The organism is Pseudomonas sp. GW823-FHT06B06 (genome assembly GCF_058795195.1).
Window position 1 is genome coordinate 1 of the sequence record NZ_JBXAHO010000009.1, and the last position, 16,937, is coordinate 16,937.

The following is a 16,937-nucleotide window of genomic DNA, read 5'->3' on the forward strand; positions in this document are numbered from 1 at the left end:
TCGCCGCGATGGGCCATCCTTGGCCCAGCGCGGCTAAACCGGCATCCATGCCGGTTTACCCACTGCGCAGAACCTCCTTTCGGCCTCTCGATGTGGCAAGAAAATCAAAAGCCAAAGCAGAGCAAAAGCCGAAGCGAGGCGGCCTGACAGCCGACCTGATTACAGGTGTGTCCGCGATCCCACTGTAGGAGCGAGCCTGCTCGCGAAAAACGACCTGACAACGCGATCATCCAGACAGGGCGCGTCATCGTTGACGTCCATCGCCAGCAGGCTGGCTCCCACAAGGAATTGAGGGGTATCTGCAAAAGTCAGGTCGGCTGTCAGGCCGCCTCGCTTTTGCTTTGGATTTGGGTGCCCCGTTAACCACGATGGCCGAACGCAGGTATTGCGCAGTGGGGAAACCGGTAGGACGCCGGTTTAGCCGCACTGGGCCAGGGATGGCCCATCGCGGCGACCCACGGCGCATTGCCTTCGTTACGGCATGCCGAGCCCTAGCGAGGCACCGAGTGGTGGGGCCAAGCCTTTTGCTTACTTTTTGCTGGGCCGGCACTCCGGCGTTTGAAAAAGAAGAAAAAAGGGGACAGATTTATTTTCATGATTTGTTTACATTGCTCGAATATAAATCTGTCCCCTTTTTCCCTTTTTCCTTTTCCCGAATATAAATCTGTCCCCTTTTTCCCGGTCCCCTTTTTCCCTCTTTTTCCGCTCTTTTTCCGGTTGTCCCCTTTTTCCGGTTCTGCGCAGTGGCTAAATCGGCATGGATGCCGGTTTAGCCGCGCTGGGCCAAGGATGGCCCATCGCGGCGGGCCCTGTAGGAGCGAGCATGCTCGCGAAAAACGCCAGAACAACACGGGCATTCAGATAGCCCTCGTCATCGTTGACGACCATCGTCGGAACGCCGCCCGGAGCATGCTCGCTCCTACAGGCTCTTCCAAGTGACTCGCCGTAAGGACGAAACCCTAGGTGGCCGTTACCGCAGGAATGGATATGTACTCCGTCAACAAAATCCAGGTCGTTTGTCAGGTCGCCTTCGCTGGCAGGCCAGCTCCCACAGTTGATCGAGTACAGCCGTGAGAGATGGGTCGGCTGTCAGGCCGCCTTCGCCGGCAAGCCGGGCTCCTACAGTTTGGATTGGGTACATCTGCAGGAGCCTGGTCGGCTGTCGGCCGCCGGGGCTCACTCATCCTCCCCCTCTCCCTCCGGCACCACCTTGTTCTGCGTCAGGTAGCGATCCAGGGTCTCATTCTGCGCAGGCTGGGAGTTGTCCCCCGCCACCTGCCACAAACGTCGCTCGATCCCCTGCGCCAGCATATGCCCCACCGCCGCCTCGATCGCCGACAACACACACAACTGCGCCGGTTCGTTGGTGGTGTAGCCCACCTCGGCCTCAAGCAATTTCTTGAACTCGATGAACTTGAACACGCCAGCACTACGGGCCACGGAGTAGATGGTCTTGCTGGTCATGACGTTGGACAGCACCTGCCCGCTGCGCACGTCCACTGCCCGCAGGTTCACCGTGACCTGGTCGACGCGATACTCCCGGGCAATGTCGATGCCCAGGTAGCGCGCGCCTTCGCCGCCGCTGCGTACGTTGGTGTCGTAGGCGATGATCCCGCCTTCGAGCATCATGTTCGCCGCTTGCAGCGGTGGCAGCTCACCCTGGATGTTCACCGGGGTATTGGGTTTCTTCTGCGAGGCGCGGATGATCTTGCGCTCGGTCAACAGGTTCTGCAGCCCTTCACGCTCGAGCACCACGAACCAGCCGCTGGCCTGCAAGGCGTCCATCAGCATGCTCGCCGCGCCCTGGGTGACGCTGGTGGAAAACGAGCTGGCCGGGGTCGGCTTGTATTGCCCGGTCTGGTCGCGGAAGCCGTAGACCACCGCCATCAACCGGCCCTTGGGTCGTGGCATGTTGATCAAGTCATAGTAGGTCGAGGCCCTTGGGGTCAGGGTCGGGGTTTTGGAGTCCTGCTCGGCCGGCATCGGCTCGCGCAGACTGCACCCTTGTAATGCCGCCAACATCAGCCCTAGCGCTATTATTTTTTTCATGTCCTTAACTCCCCATTGTCCCGATTCCCCTCAAGGGGCCAGTCCATTCACCTGGATTTCCGAAACTTCGCCCGTGGCCCGGTCGGTCACGTTGATCGTCAGCGCACCGGAGTCGTCGACCACGTCGACGATGAAAGCGTCCGTGGACAGGCTCCCCGTGTTGCCGGTGGAGATGTTGTCCAGCAGTTGACCCAGCAAGCGCGATTGCAACTGGGCGCTGAAGCGCTCCAGGGCTGAGGTCCCGGCCGCCGAGGTACGATCCTTCAAGTCGGGATCGTCGTAGTCGTTCTGCGCCTGGGCGTTGTTGAGCAGCCAGGTGCCGTTCAACGGGTTGCCGCCAAACGAAGGGTTGACGGGCGTGTACACCAGTTCCGTGCCCTGGACCATGGCGCAAGCACCCAGGCCGAGCATGCATCCACCGGCGCGCTGCAAAAACGTTTTCGCTTTCATAGTTCGTCCCTCTCAAGGTCCGTGGTGTCCTGCAACAAGGCTTCCAGCTTGCGCTGGACAATCTGCCCGCGTACCCAGTCGGCGGCGGCATAGGCCTCGTCCTTGAGCTCCACGGTGTTCGGCGGCAGGAAGCGCCGGTAAACCAGGCGTTGTTGAAACTCCACGGTCACCAGGCTGCCCCAGCGAGCCGAAGGTCGTTCGCGTACCACCAGGTTGAAATCCATCGGGCTGGTGGCGCGCAGGCGTTCACTGAACGAGTAGTAAAATTCGTGGCCGATGTGCGAGATCGTGTCGTCGACGATGAAGCCGAGCATCTCGTCCTCTTCAGCGGCCCAGGTCACGCAGGTGCTCAACAGCAGGATCATCGCCAGGCAGAAGCGCTTCATGGCTGCAATCCCTCCGGCACTGCGGACTGGCCTTTGGCAGGGCCCGAGGTGCCATCGAGGAAGGCTTTTTCGGCCACGAATTGCCAGTCCTTGTAGCTGGCCATGCCGTTGAAGTCCGACCACTGGCTGGGGAAGTCCGCCTGCTTGAGCGGCTTGTCGGTGGACGAGCTGCTGATGCCGGTGATGCGTCCGTCGAAGCCGCGCATCAGGAACCATTCACCGCCGCCGATCGGGTCCGGGTATAGCTGGCGTATATGGTGTTTGGCGCTGGGGAAACGCTCGTCCTGCAACAGGTCGGCGAGTTCCTTGGGGTACTGGGCCAGGCCTGGCGAACTGCGGTAATAGCTGCGCAGTGCCTGGGCGTACTGGGTGCCGACCCAGAGCAATTGGCGTTCGCGGTCGCGCCGTGAAGCGGTGGACCACAACTCGCCGGCACTGGCCAGGCCCATGCCCATCACCATGATCAGGAACAGCACACCCAGGTAGGTGAAGCCGCCTTGTGCCGCAGGCTTACCACTCGGAATAAAGGCTGCCATCACGCGCCCTCCCTGTGGCACCACTCTTGATATCGGCGACACCGCCGGCCACGCCGTCAGGCGGTGCAACCAAGACCCAGGCGTCCTTGCGTTCGACAATCGGGTCCATCGGCGGATTGCGCAGGTAGCGCTGTTCAACCAGTTGCTCGATGGAGTCGGGATAGCGTCCGGTGTCACCGTAGTAGTGATCCAGTGCTTCGCGCATCGCCGACAGGCTCTGGCGCAGGGTGGTCTCCTTGGAGGCCTCCAGGCTGTTGAAATAGCGCGGCAAGGCGATGGTCATCAGGGTGGCGATGATTGCCATGACCACCATCAGTTCCAATAGGGTAAAACCCCTTTCCCGACGCATATGCTCACCACTCCCGGTAGGCGATGCCGTTGAGACCCTTGCCCCGGGCCTTGGAGTAGACGTCGAAGACGTCCTGGCCTTCCCGCGGGTTTTGAGCCGTACTGTCGTAGGAGCGCAGGCCCCAGCCACCTTCGTCGTCGCGCTTGACCGGTGCCAGCGGGTCATGGGGTACGCGGCGCAGGAAATAGAACTTGGCACCCTTGGCGCTGCGCACATCGCGCACCCCTTCCACCAGCACCTGCAGGTTCGGCGGGTAGCCGCTGCTGTTGAGCGATTTCTCGATGTACCCGGCGTCGAAAGCACGCTTGTAGGCGTCGATGGCATCGCGGATCTGGTATAGCGCGGTACGCAGTTCCTGCTCTTTGCCCCGGCGCACCACGGTCTCGGTCAGCGGCGCGGCCATGCCGGCCAGCAGGCCGATCAACGACAGCGTCACCACGACTTCAATCAAGGTAAAACCGCGTTGCGAGGCGTTCATGATCAAGGCTTCCCAACAGTAACGGTGGTAGCGATCGGTGCGCCCATGCCATTGGCCTTGACCTCTTCAACCTCGACCTTCGAGCGATCCGGCGCCTGGATGTGCATGCTGGTTTCGGTGCCCGTGGTGAATTCCATGTCCGACGGACTCTGGTACGGCAGGTTGCGCACGATCCGCGGGGTGATCGACAACACCAGCTCGGATTTGCTCACGTCGTCCTTGTTGCTGCCGAACAGGCGGCCGAGGCCAGGAATATCGCCAAGACCGGGAATCTTGTTGCCGGTGCTGCCATGGTCGTTGCGCATCAGGCCGGCGAGAATCTGCGTTTCGCCGTCATGCAGGCGCAGGGTGGTCTGCGCGTTGCGGGTATCGACCTGGACCGGAATCGTGCCCTGGCGGGTCGGTTCCAGTGGCGTGGCGTTGCTGACTTCCAGGGCCACCTTGATCGCCACTTCGTTGTTCAAGTGCACGGTGGGCTGCACTTCCAGTTTCAGACCGACGTCCAGGTAAGTCACGCTTTCGGTGATCACCGGTCCCTGGGTCGACGGCACCGACGTGGCGCTTATGATCGGCACGCGCTGGCCGATGTGGATGCGCGCCTGTTCGCGGTTGCTGACGCGGATCACCGGGCTGGCGAGGGTATTGATGTCCTTGTCCTGGGCATTGATCTTGGCCTGTGGCGAGGGCTGGATGGTGATCCGGCTGGAATTGATGCCCTTGAGCTGATCGAGCAGGGTCACCGCCGAACCGTCGCTGTTGACCACGCCGAAGGTGTTCGGCCATTGCAGGCCCAGGTCGAGAATCCGCTGGGTGGCGACCTCCATCACTTCCACTTCCAGCACCACTTCGGGGTTGGACTGATCCTGCGATTGCAGGAGCTTCTCGGCCATGCGCACGGCGTCACCGGTGTCGCGCATGGTCAGGGTGTTGAGGCGTTCGTCGACGAACACGTCGCGGGTCTTGAGCATGGTCTTGACCATGTTCAGCGCGGTATTGGCATCGATACTGGTCAGGTAGAAGGTGCGCATCACCAGCTCCTGGTAATCCTTGAGCTTCTGCGGCGAGTCCGGGTAGATCAGCAGGGTGTTTTCGTTCACCACTTTCTGGTGCAGCTGGTTCTGTTGCAACAGCAGTGCCACGGCGTCTTCGATGCGCACGTCGCGCACGAAGATGGTGGCTTTCATGTCCGGGCGCAGGTCCTTGTCGAAGATGAAGTTCAGGCCGGCGACCTGGGACAGCACTTCGAAGATGGTCTTGAGATTGGCGTCGCGAAATTCCAGGGTTACCGGCTTGTCCAGCTTGGTGCGCAGTTGCGGATAGGCCACCACGTTGCGGCTCTGCACCAGGCGGATATTGCCTTGCAGTTCCAGGGCGCCTTCGTTGTTGGGGTCCAGTTCGAGAATCTGCCTGACCTGACGCTCGGCGCCGTAGATGTCGCCACGGCGCAGGTCGCCACGGGCCAGTTCAAGTTTTTCATCGAGGTTGCGCATGTGTTCGAGCTGACGCATGGCGTCCTGGGCGCGGCGGTTGTTCGGTTCGATGGTCAACACCCGGCTGTACCCCATGCGAGCGGACGCGAAATCACGCTGGGTGCGATCCATGTCGGCCTGGGTCAGCAGCGCCGTGATCGCACGGGCACGAGCGCTATTGAGGGCAATGTGCAGTTCGGTGTCGCGAGGGTTTTCCCGCAGGCCCTCCTCGATCCGGGCCAGGCCGGCTTCGTACTGGCCCTGTTCGATCAGCTCAGAGGCTTCTTCCTTGGCCACCTGCGCCGAGCTGCAGGCAGCCAGCCCTGCACAGAGGCAGAGGCTCATCAGCAAACGGGACTTGTTCATTGCGCGCTCCCCACAGACAAGGTCTGGGACAAATGCAGAGGCAAATAGACCAGGCTCAGTTCCAGATCGGAAATGCCCTCGATCTTCCATGTTTCGTCAATCACATCCCCTTTACGCACGACGTAGATCTTTTCGCCGTTTTGCAAAAACACTTGCAGGTCGGTGCGATCGTCCATCCGGCCGATGAACTGGAACGGCATGGGCGGTGCAGTGGGGACCTGCACCACCGGTGCAACGTTGACCGGTTGTTCGGTGACGCTGGCCAGGGTGGGTGCGGCCTTCCAGCTGCGCGCGGCGAACAGGTCGCCCGCCGGGCTCAGGTCCTTGATCGCCACGGGCGCAGCAGAGGCCTGCGCGGCTGGCAAGGCGCCGCGTTGCTTGCCTTTGACGGGCGTGGCCACAGCGGCCACTTCGACGTCACTGTCGTCAGCCTGTTTTAAGTATTCGGGCACCCAGGTCAGCGCCGCGGCCACGCCGAGGAACGCCACCCAACCCACTGCACGTTTGTTGTTCATCATGACCTCGACAGGTAAAGGGTCATGCGGATCCGCCCGTTCAGGTCGGTGTCGGCGATCTTCTTGCGCGAAAGCTCCAGGTCCTCCACCACCACCGCCGGCAACTGGCCGAGCAAGGCATGCATGAAGCGCCGCAGTTGCGGGTAGCTGCCCCGCACCGGCAACAGGATCTGATAGCGCGCCAGGTGGGTCTTGGGATCGATGCCCAGCGAGTATTCGCCCCTGGACAGGGTGATGCGTTCCTGGGCGGCCAGCGCGTAGATCTTGTCGATGGCGACGGTGGCCTGGGGCTGGGTTGGCAATTTGCTGCGGAAGTCATCGAGCTGGCGTTGTGGCACGACCGGAGCGGCGATCGAGCCCTCCTCGACCTTGGCCAGGTACTCGCGGGCGTCCTGGGTCTGCTGGCTCAGGTGCTGCAGCGCCTGCCAGTCCGGCAACAAGCCGAACAGGCCGTAGGCCAGCGCCAGCACCAGCAGGGCCAGCCCTGCCAGGCCCGGCACGCCGAGGCTTTGCAGGTATTCGTGGACGATCAATCTAGGGATTTGCATCGCCAATCTCCCAGGTAGCCGACAAGTTGAATTGCACCGGGTGCTCCGGCACGTTGGCGACGATTTCGTGGCTGAGCAACGACACGTCGGAAAGCTCGTCGCAGGCTTCGAGGCGGCGGTGGAAGTCGAGCATGGCGTCCAGGTCGCGTGCCTCGGCGCTGATCCGCACCTGGCCCTTGCGGGCATCCGGGGTCAGGGTCAGCAAGGCAATGTTGTCGCGCGGCATGGCTTCCAGGGTGGCGAACAGGCGCTCCCAAGGGCGGCGCAACTGCTGCGAGACCTTGCGCATCTCGGCCAGGTTCTGCGCCTGCTCGCGGGTTTCGGCCGGGGTCAGGCTGACCTTGCTGCCGGTGTCGCCAGTAAGTACCCGTTGCGTGGTTTGCAGGTGACCTTGCTGTTGTTCGGCCTCCCCACTTACCTGTTGTTGGATGACGATGCAGGTCAGCGCCAGCACCACGCCACCGACCAGCAGGCTCCAGCCCAGGGGACTGGAGCGGCGGCGCGGCTGAAAGTCGAGCATCAGGGGGCGCATGTCAGGCCACCGTCCGGGACATGACGTACAGGCTGTCGCGTACGCTGGTCCGGCCTTCTTCGAGGGTGCGCAGCTGTACGCCTGGCACTTCAGGGTGCGAGTCGATACGCGCTGGCGCATGCAGGTAGATGTTCAGTGGCCGCTCACTGATGGACGCCTGCAATTGGCATTCGCGACCGACCAGCGCGCTCAGTGCCGCATCGCTGTCGCTGCTGCCCACCGAGCGCACTGCCGTCCAGCGACCTTCGCGCGCCAGCAGCATCACACTGCGCACCGGTTCTGCGACCACGAACAGGAAGTCGCCGGCGTCGAAGCTTTTGTCGAAGTGGTTGAACGCCGCCATCAGGTACGGTTGCACCGAACGCAGGCGCAAGCCACGGCCACTGACCAGGGCACGCAGGCGTTCGATCAGGTCTTGCGGCAGCGCGCTGGCGATCCGGTCGTAGCCGGCGGGTTCGGCCGACAGCACCAGGCTCCAGGGTTGGTTGGCTGCCCCGTAGAGGTCTTCGAAGCACAGCTGGGCAAACCCGCGCAGTTCGTCGGGGCTGCTGATCTGCTCGCTCCAGGGCACCAGGCAAAACCGGCTGAAGTGGCCGGAGACCACCACAGTCAACTCGGCACCGGCGCGGGCATGTTCGCCCAGCAGGCGGTCGAGGGTTTCCAGGGCGACCGTCCAGGCCATGAACCCTTCATCGATGAAGCCGACGCTGCCCAGCCACAGGGTGTCGCCACCCTGGCGCTGACCGAGGCCGACACCACTGGCGCCGAGCACGGCGACATAACGCTCACGAGATAAAAGTGACACGATTGATCTCCTCGAGAGTGGTACGGCCTTGTTGCACCAGTTCCAGCGCCGATTCGCGCAGCAGGCGCAAACCGCGTTTGCAGGCGTGGGCCTTGATTTTCGAAATGGGTTGGCGCTCGACGATCATTTGCCGCAGCTCGTCGTCCAGGTGCAGCAGCTCGGCAATCGCACTGCGTCCGCGGTAGCCGGTGCCACGGCAATGACCGCAACCCTTGCCATGGACGAAGTGGTAGTGCGCGACCTGTTGCGGGTCGAGGCCCGAGCTTTGCAGCTCTTCTTCGGTCGGTGCGTAGGGCGTGCTGCAAGCGCTGCACACCAGGCGGATCAGACGCTGGGCCAGCACCGCATTGAGCGCGGAGACCAGGCTGTAGGGGTCGATTTCCATCTGGGTGAAGCGGCCGATCACGTCGAACACGTTGTTGGCGTGGATAGTGGTGAACACCAGGTGCCCGGTGAGTGCCGATTGCACGGCGATCTGCGCGGTGTCGGGGTCGCGGATCTCGCCGACCATGATCTTGTCCGGGTCGTGGCGCAGGATCGAGCGCAGGCCGCGGGCGAAGGTCAGGCCTTTCTTTTCGTTGACCGGGATCTGCAGTACGCCGGGCAGCTGGTACTCCACCGGGTCTTCGATGGTGATGATCTTGTCCACGCCGTGGTTGATCTCGGTGATCATCGCGTACAGCGTGGTGGTCTTGCCGCTGCCGGTGGGGCCGGTGACCAGCACCATGCCGTAGGGTTCGGCAGCCAGGCGGCGCAGTTGACGCAGGGTTTCCTCTTCAAAGCCCAGGGCCTGCAGCTGCACGCCGCAGACCTTGTCGGCCAGGTCCTGCTTGTCGAGCACCCGCAGCACAGCGTCCTCGCCGAAAATGCTCGGCATGATCGACACCCGGAAGTCGATCTGCCGGCCGCTGATGCCGATCTTGAAGCGACCGTCCTGGGGCACGCGTTTTTCGCCGATGTCCAGTTCGGCCATGACCTTGACCCGGGAAATCACCTGTTCGGCGAACTCGCTGCCCTGGATCTTGCTGATGTTGTTGAGCACGCCATCGATGCGGTACTTGATCACCAGGCCGCTGCCGGTGGTGCCCAGGTGGATATCGCTGGCGTGCATCTTCAGCGCGTCGTAGAGGGTCGAGTTGACCAGCTTGACCACCACGCTCGAGTCTTCGCTGATACTGGTCAGGGACAGGCTCTGCAGGGTGTCGGTCTCGGTGTTGCCATCAGCCTGGGCGTTGAGCGATTCCACTGCGTGGAAGCTCTCTTCGTGGCGTGCCAGGTAGGCTTTCAGGTCGTCGGCATGCACCAGGTACAGCGGCGCGCCGTGCAGGCAGTCGTCGATCCAGGCCAGGCGAGCGCTGTCGAAGGGGTCGGCAAACACGCCGATGACCGCATCGTCGTGACGCAGCAGGATGAATTCGCGCTTGAGGCATTGGGCCAGGGTGACCCGGTCGAACACCGGGGTGGCTTGAAACAGGCTGTCGGTGTCGAGCACCGGGTAGTGCAGGGTCGCGCCCAGGCACTGGATAAAGGGCATGGGAGCCAGTTCGCAGAGCGCCCCGAGGGCTTCGAGCATGCGTTCGCCGGAACTGCCAGCCCGGGAGCGAGCCTGGGCCAATTGCTCACTGGTGAATCGAGTCGGTACACAATCGCGCGTTGGCACATCGACGACAAGGGAAAGACGGTCCATGGCTTGCTCTCCAACACCCGGGGCTTAGAGCCCTGTCGGCGCGGCGAGCAATTGCGGCGGATGCCGTAACCTCTTGTCGCGCCATTACTCCCCGGTGAGCAATCGTTCGTCGTCTGGCGCTGTGGAGGCCGTGTTACTTCGTCGGCGATCTGCAAGCACCCAACTACCGTCGTACAACTGCAGCGGGAAACTCTCGTTCCTGCTCTGGCGTCGTTCGACAAAGCCTTCGCTACTGCTCACACCCGCTTTGGGTTCGCGCTGGCGCCCCAGAAGGTCAAGTACTGCACGCGCCAGTTCCGCCAACGGAAACGGTTTGAACAGGATATGGCTGACTCCCAGTTGCCGGGCCCTTTCGCAAACCTCTGCGGTGGGGTGCCCCGTGATCAGCACAAAATGACACTTCCTGTTCTGGCGGACGGCATCGAGCACCTCAAAGCCTTCCATATCGGGCAAGCGGTAATCGAACACCATCACATCGGGTGCGAAATCGTCAGCTTCTACGATTCCTTGCGCACCGTCGTGAGCAATCCGGACTTCCAGCGCTTGCGCCTGCAGGTAACCCTGGAGGTTTTCCGCCAGCAGCTGTTCGTCATCGACAACCAGTACTTTGTTTAACAAGGTGGACTCCTTGAAACCGCAGATCCGAGTTCCGAACCTGGTGGAGTGCGCGTCCTTGATAGGACTAACGCACACTTCATGCCAGGCTGAGAGCCGGTAATTTTATGTATTCATGTCCTTGAATTTAAAAGCAATGCCTTTGCGTCCACATGCCCCACCCCCCAAAAGCGGGGAAAAGCGAACGGATGTGTATCGACGCTTTCCCCCACTTTTGGGGAAAGCTCATTCGTCGTCAATGCGTTCGATTCGATTGCTTGCGCGCAGCTGAGCCAGCGCCTGTAGACGTGCCTGGACCTGTTTCTGTCGGGTAAGGTAGACCCGAACCATTTCAAGTCCCTGCTCTTCTGGGACATCGGCAGCCTCCAATCGGTTCTGCAGCAAGATCAAATGCCAGCCAACCGTCGTGCGCACCGGCTCGCTGATGGCCCCTGGCTTGAGGGCAAAAGCCGCCGCTTCGAACTCCGGCAGCATGCGCCCACGGGTGAAGTAACCCAGATCGCCGCCGGCACTGGCCGAAGCGTCTTCGGAACCGCTACGGGCCACACTGGCAAAATCGGCGCCCTGATCAATCGAGGTACGCATTGCCTGCAATCGTAGTCTCGCGGCTTCGACTGTGGAAGCATCCGCACCCTGAGGGACTTTGATCAGGATATGCCTGACCTGGATTTCCTCGGGCCGATTCATCTCGGCGCGGTGTTCCTCATAAAACGCCCGCACCTGTGTTTCGTCCGGCTGTTGCGCCCTGGTGAGTTCGGCAAACATCTGCTGCGCCGCCAGGTCACGACGGGTGTACTCGATGTAGGCGGCCTCATCGAAACCGGCGTCTTCGAGGCGCCGGGCGAACACCTGTGCGCCCCCCATGGCCTGGCGGGTCCGGGCCACCTGGTCTTGCACCGTGGCATCGCTGACCACCACCCCGCGCTTGACCGCTTCCTGCCAGAGCAGCTCCTTGTCGATCAGGGCGTCCAGCGCCGCCTTGCGCAGCTGTTTGTAGGCGCTGGGACTGCGAATGCTGGCGACCGCCCGGCCCTGATCCTCCAGATATTCGGCGAAATAGCGCTCCAGGCGCAGCTGGGAAATTTCCTCGCCATTGACCCTTGCTACCGCCGGGCCATTACTGGAAAACGCAGCGGGCACCCATAGGATCAATAGCACCAGCACAGTCATGAGTTTCATGTTCGGCCTCCGGATCAGGGCATGGCGGCAATAGGTTTGTAGGGGGCGACCAGATAGAAGCGCTGGTCTGGCAGGTCCACGGTGACCACATGGGCGCCGTTCAGGCCCAGGCGTCGACCCGGCCCGAAACTGATCAGCGGGGTCAGGCCGGTGTCGAAGTCATGCAGGCCTTCCAGGGCACTGATCAGTTTTTCCCGGCTGGCATCGCGTCCCGCCTGTTTCATGCCCTCGCTGAGCAACAGCATTGAACTGTAGGCACCGACCTGCAGCACCGCGTGTTCGCCACCGAGCCTCTGGCGCTCGCGCAGCTGCATCAGGGCGATGCGCCCGGTCATCGTCCAGTCGCTTGGCACGAACGGATACGCCAGGAACACCCGTCGGGAAAAATCACTGGGCACCTGCAGCAGATCCCCTGCCACCTGATTCGAGGCGGCGAACAGGTACGGCACCTGCCCCGCGGTCTGCAGCCGCTCGGCCAGGCGACTGAAACCACCACTGCTGCCCATGTAGAACACCGAGCGCGAGCCCAGTGGCAACTCGTCCTGCGCCGACTCGTAGGGTTGCAGGCGCACTTTCTGCCAGTCGTTGTCCTGCAGGTACTGGGCAAGTTTCTCGGCCGCCAGGCGTTGGCCAGGTTCGTTCGGATAGGCAATCAACGTCGGGCCTTGCAGCACGCGCAGACTGGTGGCGGCATAGTTGGCCAGCGCGATCATCTGTTCGCGCAGCCCCGGCAACGGTTCGAAAATCTGCCGGCTGGCCTGGGCCGTACCTTGCAATGACAGCGCCCCGATCAGGGGCACGCCGGCCTGTTCCAGAAGCGGCGCCAGTTCGGCACCCAGCGCCGGCACCAGCGGTGCGACCAGCGCGAAAACCTGTTCCTGCTCGATCAACTGGTCCAGCGCCTGCTCGGCGCTGGCACGGTCGGGACCGGGATCCATGATGGTCAGGCGCAACTGCCGGCCATGAATCCCCCCCGCTTCGTTGATCCGCGCCACGCTGCCCCTGAGCACCGCCGCCACGGTGAGGCCCTCTTCGCCCAGCGACCCGCTGCTCGGCAGCAAGGTGCCCAGGTGCAGGCTGTCGGGGCTCAGGCCCGGATCGCGCTCATCGGCCAGGCGCTTGAGGTAGGCCGTCAGGTTGCGCTGATCGGTCATCGACAGCACGAACCGCGGCATCGCCGCGTCCAGCCGGTTGTTGCCCGGATCGCGTCCCTCCTGGACCGCACGGGCCAAAGTGCCCTCGGTATAGGCCGGGTAGGCACGCCCGTTGACCTGCTGTTGACCGTAGATACTGGTCAGCCGCGACCAGCTCAAATCCGGCGGGCGCACCCCGCCTTCCGGGCGGCCGAGGCCATCGCTGCCGTGGCAGTTGGCGCACGGCAGGCTGGTGGCCGGCAGCAGCATGCCCGCTGCCCCGATCCGGGCCATGATCGGCTCACCACTGGCCGATACTCCCTCGCGGTACAGCCGTTTGCCGGCGCTTTCACTGGGCGTCAGCGTCAACGCCTGGGTGTTCAGGCTGATGCCACCGAGAAGAAGCAGGCTGAGGATCAGGGCGTTTTTCATGGCCCGGACTCAGCGACCGGCCACGGGCATTGCCAGCAGCTGCAAGCGCTGGGCAATGGCGGCGGCCGGGGCATCGGGGCGGATCTTGCTCCAGCGCTTGTTCGCCACGTCACCGACGATCAACTGGGTGGAGTGCTGCTCGGGGGACGGTATGACTTGGCCAATGCGCCCAAGGACCAGGTCCATCTGCGCTTTGTCGCCGGTAAGAAAAAGCCAGTGGGGCTCATCGACGCCCTGCTTCAAGGTGTAAGCCTTGAGTACCGCCGGGGTGTCCCGCAGCGGATCACTGGTAAGGGAGATAAAGGTGATGCCGTCCGCCTTGTCGCCAAGCACTTCGCGCACTTGCTTGAGCTTCTGGGTGATCAACGGGCAGGCGTCCGTGCAACTGGTGAAAATCACATTGAGCAGCACCACGCGGTTGTGCAGCGCGTCGCTGTAGAAACGCAGGGTATTGCCGTTCTGGTCCTGCAACGGCGTGTCGGTGAACCAGGTCCTGGCATCGCGGGTGCCACCGGCCGGTTGCGCGGTGGCGGCCACCGTGTCGGAGGCCGGCGCCGCTTGTTCATGCCCTTCATGGGCCAAGGCCAAGGAGCTGGCGAGGCAGGCGCAGAGGCTCAGGGCGACCCAGTCGAGAAGTCTCATGGCTGATGCTCCATGGCGATGGCGGTGTGTTTGGCGTGGGCGTTGCGTTCACCGCTGAGCTTCTCCACTTGCCGGGTCAATACGGCCGGGTCGGTGAAGCCGTAGTAGCGGGTCCAGTGACGACTGTTGCCGTCCCCCACGAGGATCAGCGGTGCGTGATTCTTGAAGTCGCCACTGAAACTGCCCAGGCCCTTGAGGGTTTCGTTGACCGACTGCGTGGAGCCGGTCAGCCAGCTCCAACCCGGACCGTTCTGGAAGGAGCGGGCATAATCGTTGAGGCGCTTGGCGTCATCGCGCTGCGGATCGATGCTGATCGACACCAGCTGCACTTCGGTGCCGACCCGTGCCCCCAGCTGTTTCTGCACCTTGCCCATGATCGAGGACACCACCGGGCAGACCGTGGTGCAACTGGTGTAGATAAAGCTCATGACCACGATCTTGTCGGCCACCAGGTCTTTTTCCAGGCGCACGGTCTTGCCGTTCTGGTCCACCAGCGCGACGTCGGCGAACTTGACCTGAGCGGTCTCGGAACTGGTGCTTTTGGCGGCCATGTTGTGGCCAGCATGTTCATCGGCCGAATGGGCCAGGGCCTGGCCGATACTGGCAGTCAACAGGCAGAGCGTCAGCAGTCCGTGATGTGCGAGTCGGTTCATGTCGATGTCCTCTTCAATGAGCAATGCCGGGGGTCACCCGAACGCTGGCAAACGTCTGGTCGTCGAAATTCGCGCCCAGGGACGCCGCACGCACGTGCAGGTACCAGGCGCCTTGCTGGTCAAGGGTGACCGGGGCTTCATAGATGCCATTGCCGACGTCCAGTGCCGCGACGTACTGCGGCCGGGAACTGGGCGCCAGGAAGTAGCGCACCTGCACGTCCTTGACCCCGCTGCGCTGGACCTTCTGTTTGCCCTGGACGATGCGAAAGCGCACGACATAAGGGCTACCCAGGGCGGCCGTGGTTTTGTCGAGCATGAACTCGACTTTCGGGATGCCGGCGACGGGGCCCAGGCTTGCGTTCGGCTCAACCACGGCGCTGAAGCAGTGGATGATGTTGGGCTGGTTGAGCAGGAACGCCACGTCGAAGCGCCCCGCCGCCGGCAGCTTGATCCGCGCGCTGTACAGCCCCGGTTCGACTTCGCGCAGGCTGCGGTCGATGACCAGCGCCGCCCGCGCCACTTGCCCGCGATTGGGGTAGCCGGACATCGGCGCGTTCATGCCTTCGGCGTAGAAGTAGGTGGTGTTGTCCACCGGGTTGACCACAAACACCGCGTTGTCGTCCCGCGACACCGCCAGGCTCGAGGCCAGCGGCAAGTCACCGGCCAGGCGCGGCGGTTGCGGCCCGGCTTCAAAGCCCTGGCTGATCGGCTTGCGGCCCTCACCGAGGGACGCCAGGTTGATCATCGTGACCTTGGGCGAGGCCAGTCCGCGCACGTACGCATAGGCCTTGGTGAACACCACTTGATAGGGTTCGGCGGACACGTCCAGTTCATGGATCAGCGAATCGGTGGCGGCGTCGATCACCGCGGCCTGGTTCTCCAGGGTATTGAGCACGATGCCGAAACGGCCGTCGGCGCTGAAACCCATCGGGCCGAGGCCCTGCTTGATCTTGATCACCCGCCGCACCGACTGGTTCGCCGCGTCGACCACGGTCACCGTGCCGTCCTTGCCATCGGCCACATAGGCCGCGCCGGACAGTGTCGAGTACACCACCGACAGCGGGTGCGAACCGGTCTTGAGCTGCTTGGCGATGGTCAAGGTGGCGACATCGATGATGCTCAGGGTGCCGTCGTCGCGGTTGGTGACAAAGGCGAAGCGGCTGTCCTTGCTGAAGGCGATTTCGTGGTGGCCACTGCCAGTTGCCAGGTGCTTGAGGGTCTTGAGGCTGGCGGTGTCGATCACCGTGATCCCGGAGAGCTCGGCCGACGGGGCATTGTTGCCGACCCACAGCAGGCGCTCGTCCGGTTGCAAGGCCACGCGCACCGGATTGCTGCCCGCGGCCACCGAGTCGAGCAGCTTGAATTGCTCACTGTCGATCACCGCGACTTCACCCGCCGTGGGCATCGACACGAACACCCGTTTGTTGTCCCTGGGGGTGACCCAATCCATCGGCGGTTGCTTGATATCGATGCGGGTCATAGTGCTGGTGATGCCGCCCACCGAGACCGAGGGGTCGACCACCGAGACGCTGGCATCGCGGTTCATCACCATCAGGAAGTAGCTGTTGAGGTCGAGCAGCGGCCGTGCGCCGATACTTGATTTAAGGAACACCCCGACCCGCGCCTTGCAGCTCTGCTCGCGGCCCTGGGCCTGGTCAGCGGCGACGGTCTCTGGGTCGATCCAGGCGCCGGGGGCAACGCCCGCCAGCGGTTGGCCCGACGCCTTGTCGGTGACGTTGAAACGCACATCGGCAAATTCACCCTCGCGCAACACGCCGTCTGCAGCCAGCGGCCGCACTTCGAGGGCCACCGACACGCCGTCACGTTCAAGCGTCTGGCCGGTCCAGGTGTCGGGCAGCGCGATGTCGCCAAGCAGGGTCGGTGGCGACGTGCGCCACACCCCGAGCCAGATCAGCGCAACCCCTACGACCAGGGCAACACTGGCGATTTTGATGGTCCTGTTCATGTCACATCTCCCCTTCAGATCTAAGCCTGCTTCACCGCGTCCCCCTGTGGGAGCGAGCCTGCTCGCGAAGAGGCCAGCACATCCAGCATTGATGTGTCTGACACTCCGCCTTCGCGAGCAGGCTCGCTCCCACAGGTATTGCGTTGT

18 protein-coding genes and 1 pseudogene are annotated in these 16,937 nt (G+C 62.9%); 1 reads left to right on the forward strand and 18 read right to left on the reverse strand.

The window, feature by feature from the left end; translation table 11 throughout:
- Positions 1–188 (forward strand): annotated as a pseudogene (locus AC1Q8Q_RS10080) (hypothetical protein); the annotation flags it as partial.
- A gap of 988 nt (positions 189–1,176) precedes the next feature.
- Here AC1Q8Q_RS10080 and AC1Q8Q_RS10085 read toward each other — a convergent pair.
- The 18 genes from AC1Q8Q_RS10085 to AC1Q8Q_RS10170 form a co-directional block, all read right to left on the reverse strand.
- Positions 1,177–2,049: a CsgG/HfaB family protein gene (locus tag AC1Q8Q_RS10085; protein WP_492615010.1), complete on the reverse strand. Its 873-nt coding sequence runs from the start codon at positions 2,047–2,049 to the stop codon at positions 1,177–1,179.
- Positions 2,050–2,079: 30 nt separating this feature from the next.
- Positions 2,080–2,499, reverse strand: coding sequence for a curli assembly protein CsgF (locus tag AC1Q8Q_RS10090; protein WP_083348794.1), 420 nt, complete (start codon positions 2,497–2,499; stop codon positions 2,080–2,082).
- Positions 2,496–2,885 (reverse strand): curli production assembly/transport protein CsgE, encoded by a 390-nt coding sequence (gene csgE, locus AC1Q8Q_RS10095; RefSeq protein ID WP_020796391.1) that lies wholly within the window; start codon positions 2,883–2,885, stop codon positions 2,496–2,498. The genes AC1Q8Q_RS10090 and csgE overlap by 4 nt, the downstream gene beginning before the upstream one ends.
- A complete protein-coding gene (locus AC1Q8Q_RS10100; RefSeq protein WP_020796390.1) occupies positions 2,882–3,421 on the reverse strand; it encodes a type II secretion system protein in 540 nt (179 codons plus the stop codon). The genes csgE and AC1Q8Q_RS10100 overlap by 4 nt, the downstream gene beginning before the upstream one ends.
- Positions 3,396–3,770, reverse strand: coding sequence for a type II secretion system protein (locus AC1Q8Q_RS10105; RefSeq protein WP_033042927.1), 375 nt, complete (start codon positions 3,768–3,770; stop codon positions 3,396–3,398). The genes AC1Q8Q_RS10100 and AC1Q8Q_RS10105 overlap by 26 nt, the downstream gene beginning before the upstream one ends.
- A gap of 4 nt (positions 3,771–3,774) precedes the next feature.
- A complete protein-coding gene (locus AC1Q8Q_RS10110) occupies positions 3,775–4,248 on the reverse strand; it encodes a type II secretion system protein (protein ID WP_020796388.1) in 474 nt (157 codons plus the stop codon).
- Between the two features lie 2 nt (positions 4,249–4,250).
- A complete protein-coding gene (locus AC1Q8Q_RS10115; protein ID WP_492615011.1) occupies positions 4,251–6,083 on the reverse strand; it encodes a type II secretion system protein GspD in 1,833 nt (610 codons plus the stop codon).
- Positions 6,080–6,598 (reverse strand): hypothetical protein, encoded by a 519-nt coding sequence (locus AC1Q8Q_RS10120; RefSeq protein ID WP_492615012.1) that lies wholly within the window; start codon positions 6,596–6,598, stop codon positions 6,080–6,082. Before AC1Q8Q_RS10120 ends, AC1Q8Q_RS10115 begins: the two co-directional genes overlap by 4 nt.
- A complete protein-coding gene (locus tag AC1Q8Q_RS10125; RefSeq protein WP_020796385.1) occupies positions 6,598–7,146 on the reverse strand; it encodes a GspMb/PilO family protein in 549 nt (182 codons plus the stop codon). Before AC1Q8Q_RS10125 ends, AC1Q8Q_RS10120 begins: the two co-directional genes overlap by 1 nt.
- Positions 7,133–7,678 carry a pilus assembly protein gene (locus AC1Q8Q_RS10130; RefSeq protein WP_033042925.1) on the reverse strand — a complete coding sequence of 182 codons (546 nt, stop codon included), beginning with the start codon at positions 7,676–7,678 and terminating at the stop codon, positions 7,133–7,135. Before AC1Q8Q_RS10130 ends, AC1Q8Q_RS10125 begins: the two co-directional genes overlap by 14 nt.
- Before the next feature lies 1 nt (position 7,679).
- Positions 7,680–8,483 (reverse strand): hypothetical protein, encoded by an 804-nt coding sequence (locus AC1Q8Q_RS10135; protein ID WP_033042924.1) that lies wholly within the window; start codon positions 8,481–8,483, stop codon positions 7,680–7,682.
- Complete coding sequence (locus tag AC1Q8Q_RS10140) at positions 8,464–10,170, reverse strand: GspE/PulE family protein (RefSeq protein WP_083348792.1); 1,707 nt, start codon at positions 10,168–10,170, stop codon at positions 8,464–8,466. Before AC1Q8Q_RS10140 ends, AC1Q8Q_RS10135 begins: the two co-directional genes overlap by 20 nt.
- Positions 10,171–10,254: 84 nt before the next feature.
- Positions 10,255–10,788: a response regulator gene (locus AC1Q8Q_RS10145; RefSeq protein ID WP_042955259.1), complete on the reverse strand. Its 534-nt coding sequence runs from the start codon at positions 10,786–10,788 to the stop codon at positions 10,255–10,257.
- 222 nt (positions 10,789–11,010) lie between these two features.
- Complete coding sequence (locus tag AC1Q8Q_RS10150; RefSeq protein ID WP_489328029.1) at positions 11,011–11,964, reverse strand: peptidylprolyl isomerase; 954 nt, start codon at positions 11,962–11,964, stop codon at positions 11,011–11,013.
- Between the two features lie 14 nt (positions 11,965–11,978).
- Positions 11,979–13,529, reverse strand: coding sequence for a cytochrome c/ABC transporter substrate-binding protein (locus tag AC1Q8Q_RS10155; protein WP_492615013.1), 1,551 nt, complete (start codon positions 13,527–13,529; stop codon positions 11,979–11,981).
- Positions 13,530–13,538: 9 nt separating this feature from the next.
- Positions 13,539–14,171: an SCO family protein gene (locus tag AC1Q8Q_RS10160; RefSeq protein ID WP_489328027.1), complete on the reverse strand. Its 633-nt coding sequence runs from the start codon at positions 14,169–14,171 to the stop codon at positions 13,539–13,541.
- On the reverse strand, positions 14,168–14,824 hold the full coding sequence (locus AC1Q8Q_RS10165; RefSeq protein ID WP_489328026.1) for an SCO family protein: 657 nt from the start codon (positions 14,822–14,824) through the stop codon (positions 14,168–14,170). The genes AC1Q8Q_RS10160 and AC1Q8Q_RS10165 overlap by 4 nt, the downstream gene beginning before the upstream one ends.
- Positions 14,825–14,837: 13 nt before the next feature.
- Complete coding sequence (locus AC1Q8Q_RS10170; RefSeq protein ID WP_168757839.1) at positions 14,838–16,790, reverse strand: YncE family protein; 1,953 nt, start codon at positions 16,788–16,790, stop codon at positions 14,838–14,840.
- Positions 16,791–16,937: the final 147 nt, after the last annotated feature.

Coding starts and splice junctions, on each gene's coding strand:
- AC1Q8Q_RS10110 (WP_020796388.1), bottom strand. CDS start 4,248: ATGAACGCCTCGCAACGCGGTTTTACCTTGATTGAAGTCGTGGTGACG.
- AC1Q8Q_RS10085 (WP_492615010.1), bottom strand. CDS start 2,049: ATGAAAAAAATAATAGCGCTAGGGCTGATGTTGGCGGCATTACAAGGG.
- AC1Q8Q_RS10155 (WP_492615013.1), bottom strand. CDS start 13,529: ATGAAAAACGCCCTGATCCTCAGCCTGCTTCTTCTCGGTGGCATCAGC.
- AC1Q8Q_RS10120 (WP_492615012.1), bottom strand. CDS start 6,598: ATGAACAACAAACGTGCAGTGGGTTGGGTGGCGTTCCTCGGCGTGGCC.
- AC1Q8Q_RS10125 (WP_020796385.1), bottom strand. CDS start 7,146: ATGCAAATCCCTAGATTGATCGTCCACGAATACCTGCAAAGCCTCGGC.
- AC1Q8Q_RS10100 (WP_020796390.1), bottom strand. CDS start 3,421: ATGGCAGCCTTTATTCCGAGTGGTAAGCCTGCGGCACAAGGCGGCTTC.
- AC1Q8Q_RS10160 (WP_489328027.1), bottom strand. CDS start 14,171: ATGAGACTTCTCGACTGGGTCGCCCTGAGCCTCTGCGCCTGCCTCGCC.
- AC1Q8Q_RS10105 (WP_033042927.1), bottom strand. CDS start 3,770: ATGCGTCGGGAAAGGGGTTTTACCCTATTGGAACTGATGGTGGTCATG.
- AC1Q8Q_RS10150 (WP_489328029.1), bottom strand. CDS start 11,964: ATGAAACTCATGACTGTGCTGGTGCTATTGATCCTATGGGTGCCCGCT.
- AC1Q8Q_RS10130 (WP_033042925.1), bottom strand. CDS start 7,678: ATGCGCCCCCTGATGCTCGACTTTCAGCCGCGCCGCCGCTCCAGTCCC.
- csgE (WP_020796391.1), bottom strand. CDS start 2,885: ATGAAGCGCTTCTGCCTGGCGATGATCCTGCTGTTGAGCACCTGCGTG.
- AC1Q8Q_RS10140 (WP_083348792.1), bottom strand. CDS start 10,170: ATGGACCGTCTTTCCCTTGTCGTCGATGTGCCAACGCGCGATTGTGTA.
- AC1Q8Q_RS10170 (WP_168757839.1), bottom strand. CDS start 16,790: ATGAACAGGACCATCAAAATCGCCAGTGTTGCCCTGGTCGTAGGGGTT.
- AC1Q8Q_RS10165 (WP_489328026.1), bottom strand. CDS start 14,824: ATGAACCGACTCGCACATCACGGACTGCTGACGCTCTGCCTGTTGACT.
- AC1Q8Q_RS10090 (WP_083348794.1), bottom strand. CDS start 2,499: ATGAAAGCGAAAACGTTTTTGCAGCGCGCCGGTGGATGCATGCTCGGC.
- AC1Q8Q_RS10115 (WP_492615011.1), bottom strand. CDS start 6,083: ATGAACAAGTCCCGTTTGCTGATGAGCCTCTGCCTCTGTGCAGGGCTG.